Source organism: Acinetobacter sp. VT 511 (genome assembly GCF_001077515.1).
In the GTDB taxonomy this organism is placed as follows: Bacteria; Pseudomonadota; Gammaproteobacteria; order Pseudomonadales; family Moraxellaceae; genus Acinetobacter; species Acinetobacter schindleri.
In genome coordinates this window covers 1-16,585 of record NZ_LFRE01000061.1, presented here as the reverse complement: position 1 = coordinate 16,585, position 16,585 = coordinate 1, and the positions used below count along the sequence as shown (strand labels likewise).

The 16,585-nt window shown below is 44.9% G+C and carries 17 protein-coding genes and 2 pseudogenes; 12 read left to right on the top strand and 7 right to left on the bottom strand.

Annotation, left to right across the window (positions count from 1 at the left end; genetic code table 11):
* The first annotated feature begins 168 nt into the window (after positions 1 to 168).
* Complete coding sequence (locus tag ACS72_RS08755) at positions 169 to 423, top strand: TIGR03643 family protein (protein ID WP_004976999.1); 255 nt, start codon at positions 169 to 171, stop codon at positions 421 to 423.
* Here the strand turns inward: ACS72_RS08755 and ACS72_RS17395 are convergent.
* A complete protein-coding gene (locus tag ACS72_RS17395) occupies positions 420 to 572 on the bottom strand; it encodes a DUF2256 domain-containing protein (RefSeq protein WP_081405843.1) in 153 nt (50 codons plus the stop codon). The two genes, ACS72_RS08755 and ACS72_RS17395, sit on opposite strands and share 4 nt — an antisense overlap.
* 3 nt (positions 573 to 575) lie before the next feature.
* Entirely contained in the window at positions 576 to 2,099 is a 1,524-nt protein-coding gene (locus tag ACS72_RS08750) for a cryptochrome/photolyase family protein (protein WP_048881868.1), read from the bottom strand.
* Between the two features lie 390 nt (positions 2,100 to 2,489).
* Between ACS72_RS08750 and nudC the strand changes: the two genes are divergently transcribed.
* From nudC to ACS72_RS08705, 9 genes are all read left to right on the top strand, one after another.
* The gene (gene nudC, locus ACS72_RS08745) at positions 2,490 to 3,257 is read left to right on the top strand and encodes an NAD(+) diphosphatase (RefSeq protein WP_048881867.1); all 768 of its coding nucleotides are present in this window, start codon (positions 2,490 to 2,492) and stop codon (positions 3,255 to 3,257) included.
* A 169-nt stretch (positions 3,258 to 3,426) separates the two neighbouring features.
* Entirely contained in the window at positions 3,427 to 3,975 is a 549-nt protein-coding gene (locus ACS72_RS08740) for a lipocalin family protein (protein WP_048881866.1), read from the top strand.
* 135 nt (positions 3,976 to 4,110) lie between these two features.
* A complete protein-coding gene (locus ACS72_RS08735) occupies positions 4,111 to 5,097 on the top strand; it encodes an acyl-CoA desaturase (RefSeq protein WP_048881865.1) in 987 nt (328 codons plus the stop codon).
* Positions 5,094 to 6,386 carry an NAD(P)/FAD-dependent oxidoreductase gene (locus tag ACS72_RS08730; protein WP_048881864.1) on the top strand — a complete coding sequence of 431 codons (1,293 nt, stop codon included), beginning with the start codon at positions 5,094 to 5,096 and terminating at the stop codon, positions 6,384 to 6,386. Before ACS72_RS08735 ends, ACS72_RS08730 begins: the two co-directional genes overlap by 4 nt.
* Positions 6,386 to 7,180: a DUF1365 domain-containing protein gene (locus tag ACS72_RS08725; protein WP_048881863.1), complete on the top strand. Its 795-nt coding sequence runs from the start codon at positions 6,386 to 6,388 to the stop codon at positions 7,178 to 7,180. Before ACS72_RS08730 ends, ACS72_RS08725 begins: the two co-directional genes overlap by 1 nt.
* Positions 7,177 to 8,373 carry a cyclopropane-fatty-acyl-phospholipid synthase family protein gene (locus ACS72_RS08720; RefSeq protein WP_048881862.1) on the top strand — a complete coding sequence of 399 codons (1,197 nt, stop codon included), beginning with the start codon at positions 7,177 to 7,179 and terminating at the stop codon, positions 8,371 to 8,373. Before ACS72_RS08725 ends, ACS72_RS08720 begins: the two co-directional genes overlap by 4 nt.
* 25 nt (positions 8,374 to 8,398) lie before the next feature.
* Positions 8,399 to 9,178: a DUF1295 domain-containing protein gene (locus ACS72_RS08715; RefSeq protein WP_048881861.1), complete on the top strand. Its 780-nt coding sequence runs from the start codon at positions 8,399 to 8,401 to the stop codon at positions 9,176 to 9,178.
* A gap of 8 nt (positions 9,179 to 9,186) precedes the next feature.
* Positions 9,187 to 10,236, top strand: a complete 1,050-nt coding sequence (locus ACS72_RS08710; RefSeq protein ID WP_048881860.1) for a cyclopropane-fatty-acyl-phospholipid synthase family protein — start codon at positions 9,187 to 9,189, stop codon at positions 10,234 to 10,236.
* A gap of 39 nt (positions 10,237 to 10,275) precedes the next feature.
* Positions 10,276 to 11,610 (top strand): HAMP domain-containing sensor histidine kinase, encoded by a 1,335-nt coding sequence (locus tag ACS72_RS08705; protein WP_048881859.1) that lies wholly within the window; start codon positions 10,276 to 10,278, stop codon positions 11,608 to 11,610.
* 5 nt (positions 11,611 to 11,615) lie between these two features.
* Here the strand turns inward: ACS72_RS08705 and ACS72_RS08700 are convergent.
* The 4 genes and pseudogenes from ACS72_RS08700 to ACS72_RS08685 form a co-directional block, all read right to left on the bottom strand.
* A pseudogene (locus tag ACS72_RS08700) lies at positions 11,616 to 12,301 on the bottom strand (response regulator transcription factor).
* A gap of 13 nt (positions 12,302 to 12,314) precedes the next feature.
* A complete protein-coding gene (locus tag ACS72_RS08695; RefSeq protein WP_048881858.1) occupies positions 12,315 to 12,812 on the bottom strand; it encodes a chalcone isomerase family protein in 498 nt (165 codons plus the stop codon).
* Entirely contained in the window at positions 12,788 to 13,360 is a 573-nt protein-coding gene (locus tag ACS72_RS08690) for a nuclear transport factor 2 family protein (RefSeq protein WP_048881857.1), read from the bottom strand. Before ACS72_RS08690 ends, ACS72_RS08695 begins: the two co-directional genes overlap by 25 nt.
* 109 nt (positions 13,361 to 13,469) lie before the next feature.
* On the bottom strand, positions 13,470 to 14,363 hold the full coding sequence (locus ACS72_RS08685) for a LysR family transcriptional regulator (RefSeq protein ID WP_048881856.1): 894 nt from the start codon (positions 14,361 to 14,363) through the stop codon (positions 13,470 to 13,472).
* Positions 14,364 to 14,463: 100 nt separating this feature from the next.
* Between ACS72_RS08685 and trpB the strand changes: the two genes are divergently transcribed.
* Positions 14,464 to 15,675, top strand: a complete 1,212-nt coding sequence (trpB, locus tag ACS72_RS08680; RefSeq protein WP_048881855.1) for a tryptophan synthase subunit beta — start codon at positions 14,464 to 14,466, stop codon at positions 15,673 to 15,675.
* Positions 15,672 to 16,400 carry a tryptophan synthase subunit alpha gene (gene trpA / locus ACS72_RS08675; protein ID WP_048881854.1) on the top strand — a complete coding sequence of 243 codons (729 nt, stop codon included), beginning with the start codon at positions 15,672 to 15,674 and terminating at the stop codon, positions 16,398 to 16,400. The genes trpB and trpA overlap by 4 nt, the downstream gene beginning before the upstream one ends.
* Here trpA and ACS72_RS17965 read toward each other — a convergent pair.
* Positions 16,391 to 16,585, bottom strand: a pseudogene (locus ACS72_RS17965) (IS30 family transposase); the annotation flags it as partial. The gene trpA and the pseudogene ACS72_RS17965 overlap by 10 nt on opposite strands.

Genomic DNA, 16,585 nt, shown 5'->3' with positions numbered 1-16,585 from the left:
CTAGTTTAACTAGCCCTTTTATTCGTGCTGAGGCCGTAAACTAGAGAAAGATCACAAAAAATTCATGATCGTATTATTATGCTTTTAGTTGAATTAAAGTTGACTCAAGTTATGTAAATGAGTTGATAGAACTTATTGAAGCTTTATAGTAATTAAAACGAGAATGGTATGAATCAATTTTCTGAAGAAGATTTATCCAGAATTATAGAAATGGCTTGGGAAGATCGAACTCCTTTTGAAGCTATTTTATGTGAGTATGGTTTAAATGAAGCGGCGGTGATCCGCTTGATGCGGCAAAATATGAAAGCATCGAGTTTTAAAATGTGGCGTGAACGCGTCACCGGCCGAAAAACCAAACATCTGCAACTGCGTTCACCCGACGTGATACGGGCCTATTGTTCACGGCAATACAAGCGTTTCTAAACGTTTGATTTTGAAAGCTGTCTGGACTCACGTTTACATCGTTCAGAACAGTATCGTACTTCCTCCCAGCAGCGTTGCCATTTTTTGCGCCAAGTAAAAGGGCGCAAGCAGTGCATACATATTTTTTCAGGGAGATGCTGTTTTTTCATCGTTTATAACTCATCAATCCGACTAAGGAGCTGCTGGGCATGGCTGATGATTTGCTGCCGATCTTTCAGTTTGTCCAGCTGCCGATAGATCATGCCCATACGTGGATGGGTACGGAATGCCGCTTCATGCCGGATCATGAAATACCAGTACAGGCTGTTGAACGGACAGCTGTCCGGCTCGGTACGGGTTTTGACATTGTAGCTACAGTGCTTGCAGTAATCCGACATCTTATGGATGTAATTGCCCGAAGCGGCATAGGGTTTGCTGGCCATCAATCCGCCATCGGCATGCATCACCATGCCCAGCGTATTCGGCAATTCTACCCATGCATAGGCATCGGCATAGACCGCTAGATACCACTCGCTGATCTGCTGCGGGTCTACACCAGTTAATAAAGCAAAATTACCGGTCACCATCAAACGCTGGATATGATGTGCATAGGCATGCTGAAAGGTATTACGGAAACACTCCGCCATACAGTTCATCCGGGTACGGCTGGTCCAGTAAAATTGCGGCAGCGGAGTTGAGTGCTGCAGGGCATTGCGGCTGGCATATTCCGGCATGTACAGCCAGTAAATCCCACGGACATATTCGCGCCAGCCGAGAATCTGCCGGATGAAACCTTCGACTGCATTCAGTGGTGCATGACCGGCATGGTAGGCCGCTTCTGCGGCATCACAGACTTCTTTGGGCAGCAGCAGGCCGCAGTTCAGATAAGGCGAGAGCAGGCTGTGAAACAGTGTGTCTGCTCCCTGCACCATAGCATCCTGATAATCGCCAAAATGCGGCAAACTGTGATCAATAAAATGGTGCAGTGCACGCAGGGCATTGCTGCGTGTGGTGGCCCAGCGGAAATCGTCAAGGCTGCCGGGGTGATGGGAAAACTCGCGTTCAACCAGTTCCAGCACATCCAGATCAATCTGATCGCGTTCAAAGTGCAGTGGCGCGGTCAATGGCGGACTGCCTGACCAGGCCTTGCGATTGGCACTGTCATAGTTCCATTGCTGTCCAAGCGGCTGCTGTCCCTGCATTAAATAGCCGGCCTGCTTACGCATTTCCCGATAAAAATATTCCATACGCAGTGTCTGGTAACGGCTGGCACAGTGCCGGAACTGCTCCGGACTGCAGAAAAAACGCTCGTCATTCATACACTGTATCGGCAGTTGCAGCTGCTGGCTCCACTGCTGTTCAATCTGCTGCTGCAAGCGGTATTCTCCGCATTGGGTCATGACCAGTTCTGTGACGGGGAACAGCTGTTGCTGTGCCTGCACAAAATCCAGCAGGCTACGAATCGGACTGCCGGATTGAAAAGCATGATAACGTACACGCCAGCCTTCTGCTTTGAGTTCTTTGGCAAAATGACGCATGGCGCTAAAAATCAGGGCAATTTTCTGCGGATGATGGGCGACATAAGTGGCTTCCTCAACAACTTCGGCCATCAGGATCACATCCCGGGTACGGTCCAGTGTCTTGAGTGTAGCAAGCTGATGATGAAGCTGATCACCCAGAATTAAACCGAAACGCATAGCTATTCCAGACCCAATGAAAGATAGCGCAGTGTAAATTCAGAGAGTTCAATTTTTTGTGAAAATAAAGATCAACCCGTATGTTGAATCAATTCAACTCGACCAGATGATCCTCTGACATCGCATAGGAATCATGATTGCTGCAATAAAAAGACTGTTCATCTCCACAATGCTAAAGCCAGTTGATGAAACTTACTTTGCATGATTTCTGAGTTCATAATTGGTGTGAAAATTATGTGATTTTAATCAAAAAGATACAAATTATTATGCTTGTAATTCCGACAGTGTACGCCTAGTATCTCAACAGAAGTTACTCCATGTAAGCTTCCTTAGTTTTGTCCCATACATCCCCTGTATGGGATTTTTTTTAATCAGGGAATTCTCACGAGCATGCATTCAAAAGCGTATATTTTTAGACAGCAGCAATTACTGGTGGATGAGCATTTTCAGTTGCCGCAGGTAGCTAAACTGCAGCATGATCTGAACCTGACGGAAAACGGCGAGATCATTGCCCGTGACCTGAAAGAAGACGAACCGGTGCCTGAAGGTTATCAATTGGTTCCGATCCGGCAACTGGTGCAAGTCTGGAACAGATCGCAATTTGAACAGGCCAGCCGTGCGGTACAGTTACTGGAATGGCGCCGTAACCACGTCTTTTGCAGTAAATGCGGCCATTCCACCCAGCAACACGCCAGCCAGTATGCCATGGTCTGTCCATCCTGTGGCTATAACCAATATCCACGGGTGAATCCCTGTGTGATTACCATCATTACCCGAGGCAAAGATGAAATTTTACTGGCAAAAAATGCCCGCAATAAAACCCTGATGTACAGTCTGATTGCCGGATTTGTCGAAGTGGGCGAAACCTTGGAGGAAGCAGTACGCCGTGAAACCCTGGAAGAGGTGGGGCTACAGATCAAAAACATTCAATATCTGGCCAGCCAGCCGTGGCCATTTCCAAGCAACCTGATGATGGCTTTTAAAGCAGAATATCACGCCGGGGAAATTCAAATTCAGGAAAATGAACTGAGCGATGCGCAGTTTTTCAAATTTGATCAGTTACCCGAAATTCCGTTTAAGGGCAGTATTGCCTATGCCATGATTCAACATGTGATGCATGGAACGCCTGTAGCAGATGACAGTAAAGAATGGCTTTGACACAGTAATCCTGTTTGAATTTCTCAAATAAACTGCGATAACGCCTTAGGTCCTGAATATTCAGATGGTATTTCCTGATCAGGAGAAACCGAATAGCATCATTTTATCTTCACACTTTGTTCACATGCTGTTGAGTTATCTTAAGTCTAAAATCAAACAAGGCTAAAAAATGAAGATGCGATTCAAGTCTGCTTTTGCAGCGATAGCATTGTCTATCATTAGCTTAAGTACAACGACCCGAGCAGAAACTGCTGCGTCTCAGGCAGTCGATCAGGTGGATATCCAGCAGTATGCAGGCAAGTGGTATGAAATTGCGCATTTACCGATGTATTTTCAGCGTAAATGCGTCTCGGATATCACGGCGCAATATAGCCTCAATGCCGATCAGACCATGCGTGTCTTGAATAGTTGCCGGATTGGCAACGGTGAGATGATCAGCTCTGAAGGAGTTGCCTATCCGCAAAATGCGGGCAACAGCAAACTGAAGGTCAGTTTTTTGCCGCAAGGCTTAAGATGGATTCCGTTTACCAAAGGTCATTACTGGGTATTACGAGTGGATCCGGAATATAAAGTGGCGCTGGTGGGTGGACCGAGTAATAAATATCTGTGGATTTTATCGCGTGAACCACAACTCGATGAAGCCACCTATCAGTCCTATCTGGAAACCGCAAAACATTATGGTTATGACGTGACAAAACTGATCAAATTGCCGCATTAATCTGTTACCCTTTTGCCGAACTGCCTAGTCTCTCTACAGTTCGGCTTTTTTTATTTACTTCACATAAAATTCATATCTGACTGATTACACTCATCAAATAGAATAAAGACAATCGCTTGAAAATAGGATGAGTCCATGTTGAACAGTCTGATGCGATGGATAGACAGCTGGTCTACACCCACAGCGCCCGAAACACTGACGGCTGAAAACAGCAAGATTCAGTGGCTGCGGATTTTGCCCTTTATTCTGTTGCACCTGGCCTGTTTCGCTGTGTTCTGGGTGGGAGTGTCGTGGTTTGCGCTGGGCTTTATGCTGCTGTTCTACCTGATCCGTATGTTTTCCATTACGGCTTTTTTCCATCGTTATCTGTCACATAAAACTTTTCAGACTTCGCGCCCAGTACAGTTCCTGTTTGTGCTGATTGGCACCATGAGCGCGCAGCGTGGTCCGCTCTGGTGGGCGGCACATCACCGCTATCACCACCGCTATACCGATACCTTGCAAGATCCGCATTCCTCGACGCATGGTTTTTGGTACAGCCACGTCGGCTGGTTTTTAAATGAATATAATTTTGCCACGCGTAAAGAAGTGATCAAGGACTGGCTGAAATATCCGGAACTGATCTGGCTGGATCGCTTCAGTTTAATGGTGGTACTGCTGACCGCGGGCGGAATTTATGCACTAGGGGAATGGCTGACCATTACCTGGCCGCAACTCGGCACATCCGGCCTACAATTGCTGGTCTGGGGCTTTGTAATCTCTACAGTGTTACTGATCCATGCCACCTTGTGTATCAATTCACTGGCGCATCATTATGGCAGCCGGGATTTTGACACTGAAGATCAGAGCCGCAACAACTTATTCCTATCCATCATTACCTTGGGCGAAGGATGGCATAACAACCATCATTATTATGCTGGCAGTACCCGGCAAGGCTTTTACTGGTGGCAGATTGATGTGACCTATTACCTGCTGAAACTCATGTCCTGGCTGGGGCTGGTCTGGGGACTCAAGCCGATTCCGGCACGTGTCTATGAAGCCAGTAAAATTGCCCAGGCTCGGAAACAGAAAAAAGCCGCTACGGCAGACATTCACACGATTCAATCGAAGGAATCACCATGAAAATTGCAATTATTGGTTCAGGTATTTCCGGTTTGTATGCTGCCTGGAAACTCAGCAAAGTACATGAAGTCACGGTCTTCGAAAAGAATAACTACTTCGGCGGTCATACCGATACCCATCAGCTGAATATAGACGGTGAACAGGTCGCCGTGGATAGCGGCTTTATTGTATTTAATGAGCATAACTATCCACTGTTCTGTGCCATGCTGAAAGAACTCGGGATTCAATCACAAAGCAGTGACATGGGCTTTTCGGTGAATAATCAGGTCACGGGCTTGCAGTACAATCCATCGAAAAAATTCTCGCTGCTGTTTAGACCGCAAAACTTTTTAAAGGCTGATTTTCGCGCGATGTTGTCGGATCTGTTCCGCTTCTATGCGGCGAATAAAGATCTGGATGTGGAACAGGTCGATGCACAGCTCAGTATTGATGAGTATTTAAATCAACATGGATATAGCACAGCCTTTCGTCAGGAACATCTCTATCCGATGTGTGGAGCGCTGTGGTCCTGCCCGGTGGAGCAAGCTGGACAAATTCCCTATAAATTTGTGGTGAGCTTTTTCCAGCACCATCGCATGTTGCAATTAAAAGACCGGCCGTTATGGCTTACGGTCAAGGGGGGATCAGCGCGTTACGTTCGTGCCATTCAGTCCCAATCGAATATCACCTTCCGCAAGATGGGTGTTCTGCATGTATCCCGTAGTGCCAATGATGTGCTGGTTGAAACGACACACGGCAGCGAACGTTTTGACTGGGTTGTATTTGCCAGCCATGCTGATGATAGTCTGAAATTACTGAAAGACCCTTCTGCTCAGGAGTGGGACGTACTTGGTAAGTTCCGCTATCAGGATAACCGCATGGTGGTGCATTCAGATACTAGTATTATGCCCAAATCTCGTCGCCAATGGGCGAGTTGGCATGTACATGTAACCTCGAGTCAAGGATCTGAACAAACGCCATTCCAGCATAGTAATATGCACTATGGTTTTAGCTATTGGATGAACCAGTTGCAAAACCTGCAATGCAAAACTCAGGTCTTTGCGACCCTTAATCCTAATTTTAGACTTGATCCGAAAAAAGTCTGGGTGGAACGAAACTATCGTCATCCGGTGTTTGATGCAACTGCGATTGAAGCACAACAACGCTGGGCAGAGGTTAATGGTCAGAACCGCACTTCATACTGTGGTGCTTACTGGGGCTGGGGCTTTCATGAGGATGGCGCACGTAGTGCTTCCTGGGTAGTCGATCAGCTATTGCAGCAGACCGAGCAGGCAGCTAGGAGCGCATGATGCAGATGTATCCACTGGCGATTGCCTCTGCCGAAATTAGGCATCGCCGTTACCTGCCCAAAACTCATGCTTTTAAGACCCAGCTAACCTATCTATGGTTTGACCCGGATGAACTCTCAAGCTTTACCCAAAAATCCTGGCTATGGTCTTCTAGGCACTGGAATTTCCTGACCCTAGATGAGCGGGATTTTCTGACCATGGAATATGGTTCGATTCGGCAGAAGGTCGCACGTTTGCTAATCACGCGGGAAAACTACCTGCTTCCGCATGCCGCGTCTATCCGGGTGCTGGCTTTGCCACGAACACTCGGCTTTCGCTTTAATTCTGTAGTGTTTTATCTAGTCTTTGATGCCACCGACCAACTGATATTTGTACTGAGTGAAATCACCAACACACCGTGGAATGAAAGACAGGTCTACATTCACGACTGCCGAAACAATGCAGACGAACATGCGCCGTACCAGAGTCATCAGTTTGACTTTAAAAAGGCCTTTCATGTGTCGCCGTTCATGCCGATGGAGCTAGATTATCGTTGGCGTTTTAGCTTTTCAGAACAGCAAAATGTGATTCATATGCAGCTGTTTGAGCAGGCTGTGCTGCAATTCGATGCCACCCTGAAATTTTCCCTGCAGGCCATCACAATTCCTTCACAGCAGCATCGCTATGCTGTACTGAAAGTTCTTGAACCCTTCAGGATGGTCAGCGGAATTTATCTGCATGCTTTTCGTTTATGGAAAAAGAAAATTCCGTTTTACCGCCATCCTAAAAAAGAAAAAGGAAACACATTGCGATGAAAACACTGTTAATGGGAGAGCACACCGAACTGCCGGTGGTATTACGGCATTTTCTGAAATTGCGTCATGGTCAGCTGATTTTTAAAGGCGTCTGGAACGGAACAGTTGGCGAAAACAGTGACTTACATGCTGTAATTCAAGTTCATGACGAACGCCTTATCGATTTGCTGTTCCGTAATGGTGTACTGGGGGCAGCAGAAGGCTTTATTCGTGGTTACTGGAGCAGTGAAGATCTGGTCAATGTAATTCGTATTCTAGCGCGTAATCGTGATGTGCTTGATCGGATGAATCAAAATGTGGTGGCAAAAGCTAGCCAGTTGGTACTCAAAGCTTGGTATAAATCCCGCAAGAATTCGATTGATGGTAGTCGTCAGAATATTGCTGAGCATTATGACTTGAGCAATGATTTTTTTAAATTGTTCTTAGATTCCAGCATGATGTATTCCAGTGCAGTGTTTAAAGAGCCGGGCATGAGCCTGGAACAGGCTTCGGATTATAAAAAAGAGCTGATCTGTCAGAAACTGCAGTTACAACCGATGGATCATTTAGTTGAAATTGGCAGTGGCTGGGGAGGTTTTGCTATTTATGCGGCTCAGCATTATGGCTGCAAGGTCACCACCATCACCATTTCCAAGGCACAGTATGATGAAGCCGTGGCCCGGATCGCTGCAGCCGGACTGTCACATCGAGTTGATGTGCAACTAAAAGACTACCGCCTACTGGAAGGCAAATACGACAAACTGGTGTCGATTGAAATGATCGAGGCGGTAGGTGAGCAGTATTTGCCGACCTATTTTCATAAATGCCGTGAGCTGCTGAAACCGAATGGTCTGGCCCTGATCCAGGCCATCACCATTGAAGATGCACGCTATGCCAAAGCCCTGAATACTGTGGACTATATCAAGCGCTATATCTTCCCGGGTAGTTTTATCCCCTGCATCAGTGTCATGACCCAAGCCGCTTCCGAACAGAAACTGCGTCTCAAGCATCTGGAAGATATTGGCCAGAGCTATGCCCAAACCCTGAACTGCTGGCGTCAGCGTTTTCTGGAGCAGCGTGATCAGGTACTACAACTTGGTTTTGATGAGCGCTTTATCCGCATGTGGGATTTTTATCTGTGTTATTGCGAAGGCGGTTTCAGGGAAGGTGTGATCAGTGATGTGCATCTGTTGTTTGAAGCCAGTGCCTACTAATCCAAGATAAAATAGGAGGACTGACATGCTACTGAGTTTACTGGTGCTGAATGTTTTTATTATGTTCTGTAGCTGGCTACTGGTGACCTATAACCGAAGAGCAGGCCTAGTCGATGTGGCTTGGAGTTTTAATATTGCGCTTAATGTCATCATTGCGGCTTGGGTAATGGAAACTGCACCGCTGCTGGTGCGCATGTTCTTGGGAATCGCGAGTGGCATCTGGTTTTTACGCCTGACTTGGCATCTGTTACGTCGTTATGCCAATGAAACCCAAGAAGATACCCGTTATGCGAATATGCGCCGGGCAATGGGTGATTACCAGCATCTTGGTTTTCTGGCCTTTTTCATGTTTCAGGCCGGCCTTGTGGTATTGTTTTCCTACCCGATGCTGGAGTTACTGAACATTCCAGCCCAGCAGTGGAATGACTGGACCTCACTTACAGTACTTGTGGCGGGCATAATCATGTTGCTGGCACTGATTGGGGAAAGTGTTGCTGACCAGCAACTTTTCCGTTTTAAGCTCAATCCCCACAATACGGGTAAAACTATGGATCGAGGGCTGTGGAAATATTCACGCCATCCGAACTACTTTTTTGAATGGCTGCACTGGTTTGTCTATCCAGTCCTAGGCCTGGCGGCAGGCATCTATGATTTATGGCTGTATCCACTGTTGATGTGGCTGTTTCTGTACTACATCACCGGGATTCCCTTTAGTGAACAACAGGCGCTGGCAAATCGCGGCGATAACTATAAAGACTACCAACAACGAACTTCAATTTTTATTCCGTGGCCACCCAAAGAGTAGGTAACTACATGGACTTTATGATTCAACAATCCTTAAAATTGGTCGAAAGCGGCAAACTGCCCGATCCAGTGATTCGGGCCGGCATTCGTACTTTAAGCAAAAAACGCCTGGTACAGGAAGGGCGATTTGATCCTCCATTGGGTGTGCAGCGCTATATGGATGTGCTGAGCATGCTAAAAAGCAGCGAGATTGCCATCGAGACTGACAAAGCCAATGAACAGCACTATGAACTGCCCACTGCATTTTTTCAGGCAGTACTGGGCAAGCGTCTAAAATACAGTGCCAGTTTGTTTGAAAATGCACATACCACCCTAGATCAGGCTGAAGAAGCCGCACTGGCCAGCTATTGCCAGCGTGCACAATTACAAGATGGACAGGATATTCTGGAAATTGGCTGTGGCTGGGGATCTCTCAGTCTGTATATGGCCGAGCATTATCCTAAAGCCCGGATTACCGTGGTGTCGAATTCCTCGACCCAGCGCCAGTATATCCAGGAACAGGCCCGTCTGAAAAAACTGGAAAACCTGACGGTGATCACCTGCGATGTTAATGTACTGCAACTGGAACCGGCTTCTTTCGACCGTGTGGTTTCGGTGGAAATGTTTGAGCATGTCCGGAACTACCAGAAACTGTTTGAAAATATCAGCAGCTGGCTGAAAGACAATGGCCTGTTGTGGTGCCATATTTTCTGTCACCGTTTTCTACATTACCCGTTTGAAGTCAAAAATGAATTTGACTGGATGTCGAAATATTTCTTTAGTGGTGGTCTGATGCCGGCAGCTTCAACCTTCCTGCATTTTCAGCAGCATTTACAGCTGGAACAGCACTGGCAATGGGCCGGCACCCAATATGAACGTACCGCAAATGCCTGGCTGGAGAATATGGATCAAAAGCAGGCCGAGCTGCATCCCCTGTTTGAACGGACCTATGGCACCGATGCTGCCATCTGGTGGCAGCGCTGGCGGATTTTCTTTATGGCCTGTGCCGAACTGTTTGGTTATGACCATGGACGCGAGTGGGTGATCGGCCACTTTCTGTTTAAAAAGAAAGCCGTATAATTGAAGGGCACATTGGATGGGCCAGCGGGGAATTGATCAATGTTAAAGCTGTTTAGGGACAAACGCGATCATCCTCTGGGTGAGGTGTTTAACCGCTACTACTGGCTGCAAATTGGATTCATTGCCTTGTCGGTGGTGATTGGTATTGCCTGTAGTGCCTGGGTGATTAAAGGCTTTTTGCTGCGCACCGCCTTGGAACAGGAAATGTCACACTACTGGCAGCGGCTGGAACGAAATCCGGCCGCCGAACTTCCCGACACCAAAAACCTGTATGGTTATCGCTGGTATGATAGCCCGCCTGTGCAGTTTCAGCACATGCAGTTCGAGCAGGGCGTAAATCGGCATTTTGTCGATGGTAAAGAGCGCATGACCGTCTACGGTGAAAAAAACCAGCAGCATGTGCTGCTAGTGTTTGGTGAAAGCAACGTCAACAAGCTGGTCTGGCTGTTTGGTCTGGCCCCACTGATGGTCAGCCTATTTGTGCTGTATAGCGTATTGTGGTGGTGGAACCGTCGCGCCAGGCGTTATTTTTCTCCGATTACCCGATTGGCCAATGCGCTGGAACATATCGACTGGGAACATCAGAAAAATCAGGCCTCGCCTTTTCAGGACATTCGCACTGATTCCAATCTGGAAGCTGAATACCTGAAGCAGGCATTAGAAAAATACCATCAGGTCTTGAGTGCGTTTATTCAGCGTGAACGCGAGTTTACCGGTGATGTCAGCCATGAGCTACGCACGCCACTGACCATTTTAAAGGGCAATGTGCAACTGTGTCAGACACGCTATGGTGATAACAAATCCTTTACCCGCCTGCACAATACCATCGAAGACATGCAGCTGCTGGTCGATACCTTACTGGCCATCGCCCGAAATACCACTAACACGTTAACTGCTGAACCGACCATGTTGTCAGAATGTCTGGACAATCTGGTGCAGGATCTGCAAAGTGTCAGCCACAACAAAGGCATGCAGATCGACCTGCAAAAAGAGTTGGATGAACAGCCGCGTAAATTGTACCCGTCGATGACCAAAATGGTGTTTGGCAATATTCTGCGCAATGCGCTCAACTATTCACAGGGCACAGAAATTGATGTGATTCTGCAAAAAAATAAAGTCCTGATTGCGGACAATGGAGTCGGCATTCCTTTACCGAATAATTCCAAAGTCCAGGAGCTTTCCGGACAGCAGCTGGAACTGGAAATCAAAGGACATGGCATTGGCCTGCAACTGGTACAGAAGTTATGCAAGCAACTGGGCTGGCGGGTGGAGCTGTTTGACCGGCAGTATTATCTCAGCACCCATCAAGATGTCGATCTGGCGATGACGACTGGACTGATTGTAGTAGTGTATTTAAACGAAGTTTCCGTTTGAAAAGCTTAAGTGTCTAAAGCGATCTTTAAACCGACACCGGATATGGTATGAATCAACTTCTGCTCAAAAGGCTTGTCGACCATCTTACGCAGATTATAGATATGACTGCGTAAAGCATCGCTTTCCGGTTCTTCATCGCCCCAAAGCTCCAGCATGATTTCCTGTTTGGTCAGCACTTTAGGTGAATGGCGCATCAGCAGTTTAAGCAGTTTAAACTGAATGGGAGGCAGCTCAATGATCTGACCAGCACGGGTCAGCTGCTGTCTGGCCGGATCCAGAACCAGATCGTAAATTTGCAGACGGCTACTGGAGACTTCACCCAGCGAACGCTTGATCAGGGCTTTGACCCGTACCACTAGCTCATTAAAATCGAAGGGCTTGACCAGATAATCATCCGTACCGGAATTAAAGCCTTTCAGTTTGTCATCTAGGGTATCACGAGCAGTGAGCATCAGTACTGGTAGGCCAAACCTTCTTCATTGCGTAGCCATTCACACAGTTCATAACCTGAACCGTCTGGCAGGTTAATATCCAGTAGTAAGATATGATAGCGTTGCTGTTTCAGTAGCTGGCGCGCAGCATTCAGATTGCGGGCATGATCCACCACAAAATCATGTTCTTCCAGAAACTCGCATAAGGTAGAGGCCAGTTCATAATGGTCTTCAACCATCAGGATAAAATGTTTGGACATAGCTGCGGATATACTAATTTAATAATTGCTGTTTTAATTTAGCATTAAATGGCTGCGGACCAAGCCAGATATTAAAATATTGTTGTGCCAGTGGGTGCTGCAGTTGGCCCAGATTTTGCTGGTTGAGGGATAAGCTTAGAGATTGCGTGGCATGATTGTATTTCAGACGGTACAGGTCACCGGATCTGACCGGACGATACAGATCGGTGATTGGATTGAAAACAGCCTGAATCTTTTGATCTTTGATATTACGTTGGAGTAGATGTCTGGCTGCACGTTTGAATGCCCATTCTGGAATATTCTGTGTGTAGGAAAACTCCATCTGCATGTTTTGGCCTTGCCAAGGCTGATTACAGTTTTGCGCAAAGTAACTGGCCACACCGACCTGTTTTTGCCCCACCATGAGTGGGCCATTACCACATTTATTTAAGGTTTGTGCATGCGCCCACGAACTAAAATTCCCAATCATCAGTACAGTGGTTATGGCTACTTTTTGAAAGGCAGTACCCATGAATAGGTTCCTCCTACATAAGGTAAAGAACGATACAAACCATTGGCCGAATCCCAGAAGTCTTGTTGAAAAATAATCTGATTGTTTGGGTTGACCTTTATTTCACTGATTCCAAATGAATCCATTGTTCGTGTCTTCCCGAACATTTTAAAATCATAAACCATATGCCAGTGTACATAGGCTGAGTCTTGATAATATGAAGTATTTAATAATCTGACAGTTACATTACTCACCCGCTGGTTCATACCTTGGAAATGTTCAAGCAGTTTTTTACGCGATGAAAATTGCGACAGAGTGTCGTTAATAAAAAGTTGATCTGAATACAGTGCTCCAGCATTTTCAACGAATTTAGGTGTGCCCAAGGTATTAAATGCCGAAGTGAAGCGGGTACCGATTTCTAGTGCTTTTGCATCATCTAAGGGTATTCCTTGAATACTCGCTCTGGCATTTGCATAATCAGAGGAATAACGAGGAACACTTTTACATCCTGACAGGAAAAGTACGGGTAAGGATAAGGCAATTGCCATTAACGTTTTGAATTGATTCATGTTTACTGTCCATCTCCACAGTTTATTTTTATACTTTAGGTGAGTTAAGGTGAACAGAATGTGAAGATAGATGCTAAATACAGTACATTGAATAGAATCTAATTAAGGATTAAATTTCACTTTCTTTTTTTTCTTCAGTCATTATCCAATGAATGATATTCATGACATCACGATTTTCGTTATTTTTTCTGACCATTGCATAAAAATTATAGTCACAATAGATAAAACCAAAAGGGGCAATGACCCTTCCATTTAATATTTCTTTTTCTACTAAAATTTGAGGCGCTATCGCAATTCCTAACCCAGACACAGCCGCTTCTATCATTAAATTGAGACGATCAAAATAGCGATCATTCGCTTTTGGGGAAAAGTGAATTTGGGACTGATTAAACCATGTATGCCATGCACTTTTATTTGAGTGAGTATGAAGTAATGGATAATTTAAAAGATCATTTTTTGTATGAAGCGGATTTATTTCACGATTACAAATAGGCCCCATGTTATCGGGAAATAACAGATATTTATTCAAAAAGTTAGGAAGTAGATGATTCTCACTGATGCTATTGATCAATATGTCAACTTTCTCTTTTTCTAATAATTTTAACTCATTACATGTCATTAATTTGATATGGATATTGGGATAAATGACTTCGAGCTTTTCTAATCGGGGAATCAGCCAATTTGCCATAAAACTATGAGAAGCGCCTATTACTACCTCTACTTCTGATGTTTTATTTGTTAACTCAAAGACACATTGTTCTAAACGATTAAAAAGATGCGTACAAACTCGAGATAATTCTTCTGCGTCCGCCGTCAGAGAGATGGTCGAGGAATGTCGAATAAACAATTTTTTATCTAACCATTCTTCTAACTGCTTTATTTGATGACTAATCGCACTATGGGTGACACACAATTCTTCCGCAGCTAAGCTAAAACTTTTATTTCTAGCAACTGCTTCAAATGCTTTTAAAGCATTAAGGGGGGGGAGTGTTCTGCGTTTCATGTTGTAAAATTTTCTAACATCATCAGCTCAAAATATATCAATTATCAGAAAAATGAAAATATTTTAAGATGAAAAAAATGGATACAGCAAGAGATATGAGATGACAACCCCTTATACAGGTAATGGTCCTGATGACTTTGGATTTTTTGGTAAATTTGGCGGATGTTACATGCCAGAGAGCTTGATGCCTGCACTTCAAGAATTAGAGCAAGCCTTTAATATTGTTCGGCATAAACCTGAATTTTGGGCTGAATATCAGCAGATTTTAACGGACTTTGTTGGTCGTCCTAGTCCTCTTTTTTATGCAAAAAACCTAACAGCTTATGCGGGAGGTGCTCGAATCTATCTCAAGCGGGAAGATTTGAACCATACGGGTGCGCATAAGATTAATAATTGTGTTGGCCAAATCTTATTGGCCAAATTTATGGGGAAAACCAGAATCATTGCAGAAACGGGTGCTGGACAACATGGTGTTGCAACAGCAACGGTTTGCGCGCTTTTTAAGATGAAATGTACCATTTTTATGGGAGAAACAGATATTCAGCGCCAACAAATGAATGTTGAACGCATGAAATTACTCGGTGCTGAAGTCAGAAGTGTTCAAAAAAGTCGTGGTACTTTAAAAGATGCCATGAACGAAGCATTACGTGACTGGATTCGTCATGTGGATACAACCTATTACCTATTGGGTACGGGTGCAGGCCCTCATCCATATCCCACCATGGTCAGAGAATTTCAAAAAATTATTGGTTTAGAAGCCAGAAACCAAATCCTGCTCAAAGAAAATAAACTGCCTGATGCTTTGGTTGCTTGCGTTGGTGGTGGATCAAATGCATTAGGGTTGATGCATCCCTTTCTAGAAGACCTGAATGTCAAAATGTTTGGCGTTGAGGCAGGTGGAAAAGGAACACATACTGGTGAACATGCCGCCTCTATTTGCAAAGGTCAAGTTGGTGTGCTGCATGGCAATTTAACCTATTTATTACAAGATTTAGACGGGCAGATTTTAGGAGGGCACTCTATATCAGCTGGCTTAGATTATCCTGGTGTTGGCCCTGAACATGGCTTTCTGTTTGAAACAGGACGTGTGACATATACGGCTATAAGCGATCAAGAAGCCGTAAATGCATTTCAGCTTTTAAGCCAACAGGAGGGCATTATTCCTGCGCTTGAGAGTTCTCATGCGATTGCGTATGCGATTCTACTTGCTAAAGAAATGCAGCCAGAACAGATCATTATTGTCAATTTAAGTGGCAGAGGTGACAAAGACTTAAACACGGTCAAAAAATATCTTGCAGGAGCTACAGCATGAACCGTCTAGATCAAAAATTAGAGCAATTGAAACTGGAAAATCGAAGTGGTCTGGTCTGTTATTTTACTGCTGGAGATCCTAATTTCGCAGAAAGTTGTCGTCTGTTGAGCCAATTAGGTCAAGCTGGGGCTGACATTATTGAAGTTGGCATTCCTTTTTCAGATCCAGTGGCAGATGGAGAGATCATTCAGGCAGCGCATCTTAGGGCCTTAGGTGCAGGTCAAACGGTAAAACAGACCATTGAGTTGGTAAAAGTAATCAGGCTGCATGATGACCAGACACCAATAATTTTCATGACTTATTTAAATCCGATTATGCAATATGGTTTTGAGACACTTATCGCCGAAACAGAAAATCTTATAGATGGAATATTGATTTTAGATGCTCCATATGGATATCGAGAAAACTTTGAAGTGCAGTTAAATGAAAAAAATATGCATTTAATTGCAATGACCGCGCCGACGACCCCAGTTGAAAGGTTAGAGCAAATTTCAACGCGCGCGACAGGGTTTTTATATCATGTTGCAGAAAATGGCTTAACAGGAGGAGACTTCAATCTATCTAATCTTGAGAAAAAGATGACTGAAATTAAACCGATTTTTAATATTCCTGTTGCAATTGGCTTTGGGATCAAAAATGAAAGCCATGTTAAAGCACTAGCCAATAAAGTAGATCTTATTATCATTGGCTCAGCGCTCGTCGATACTTGGCGAATTCAAACATGAGGTGCGACAGTTTCAAAAGCCATATGATAATCAACAAGCTGAGCAAATTTCTCTAATGGTGTAAGCCAATCTAACGCCTTTCTAGGACGAGTATTCAGTGACATGGCAACTTGATTTAAATAATGCTGATCTGCCTGATTTAAATCAATCCCTTTAGGTAAATATTGCCTAATTAAACCATTCAT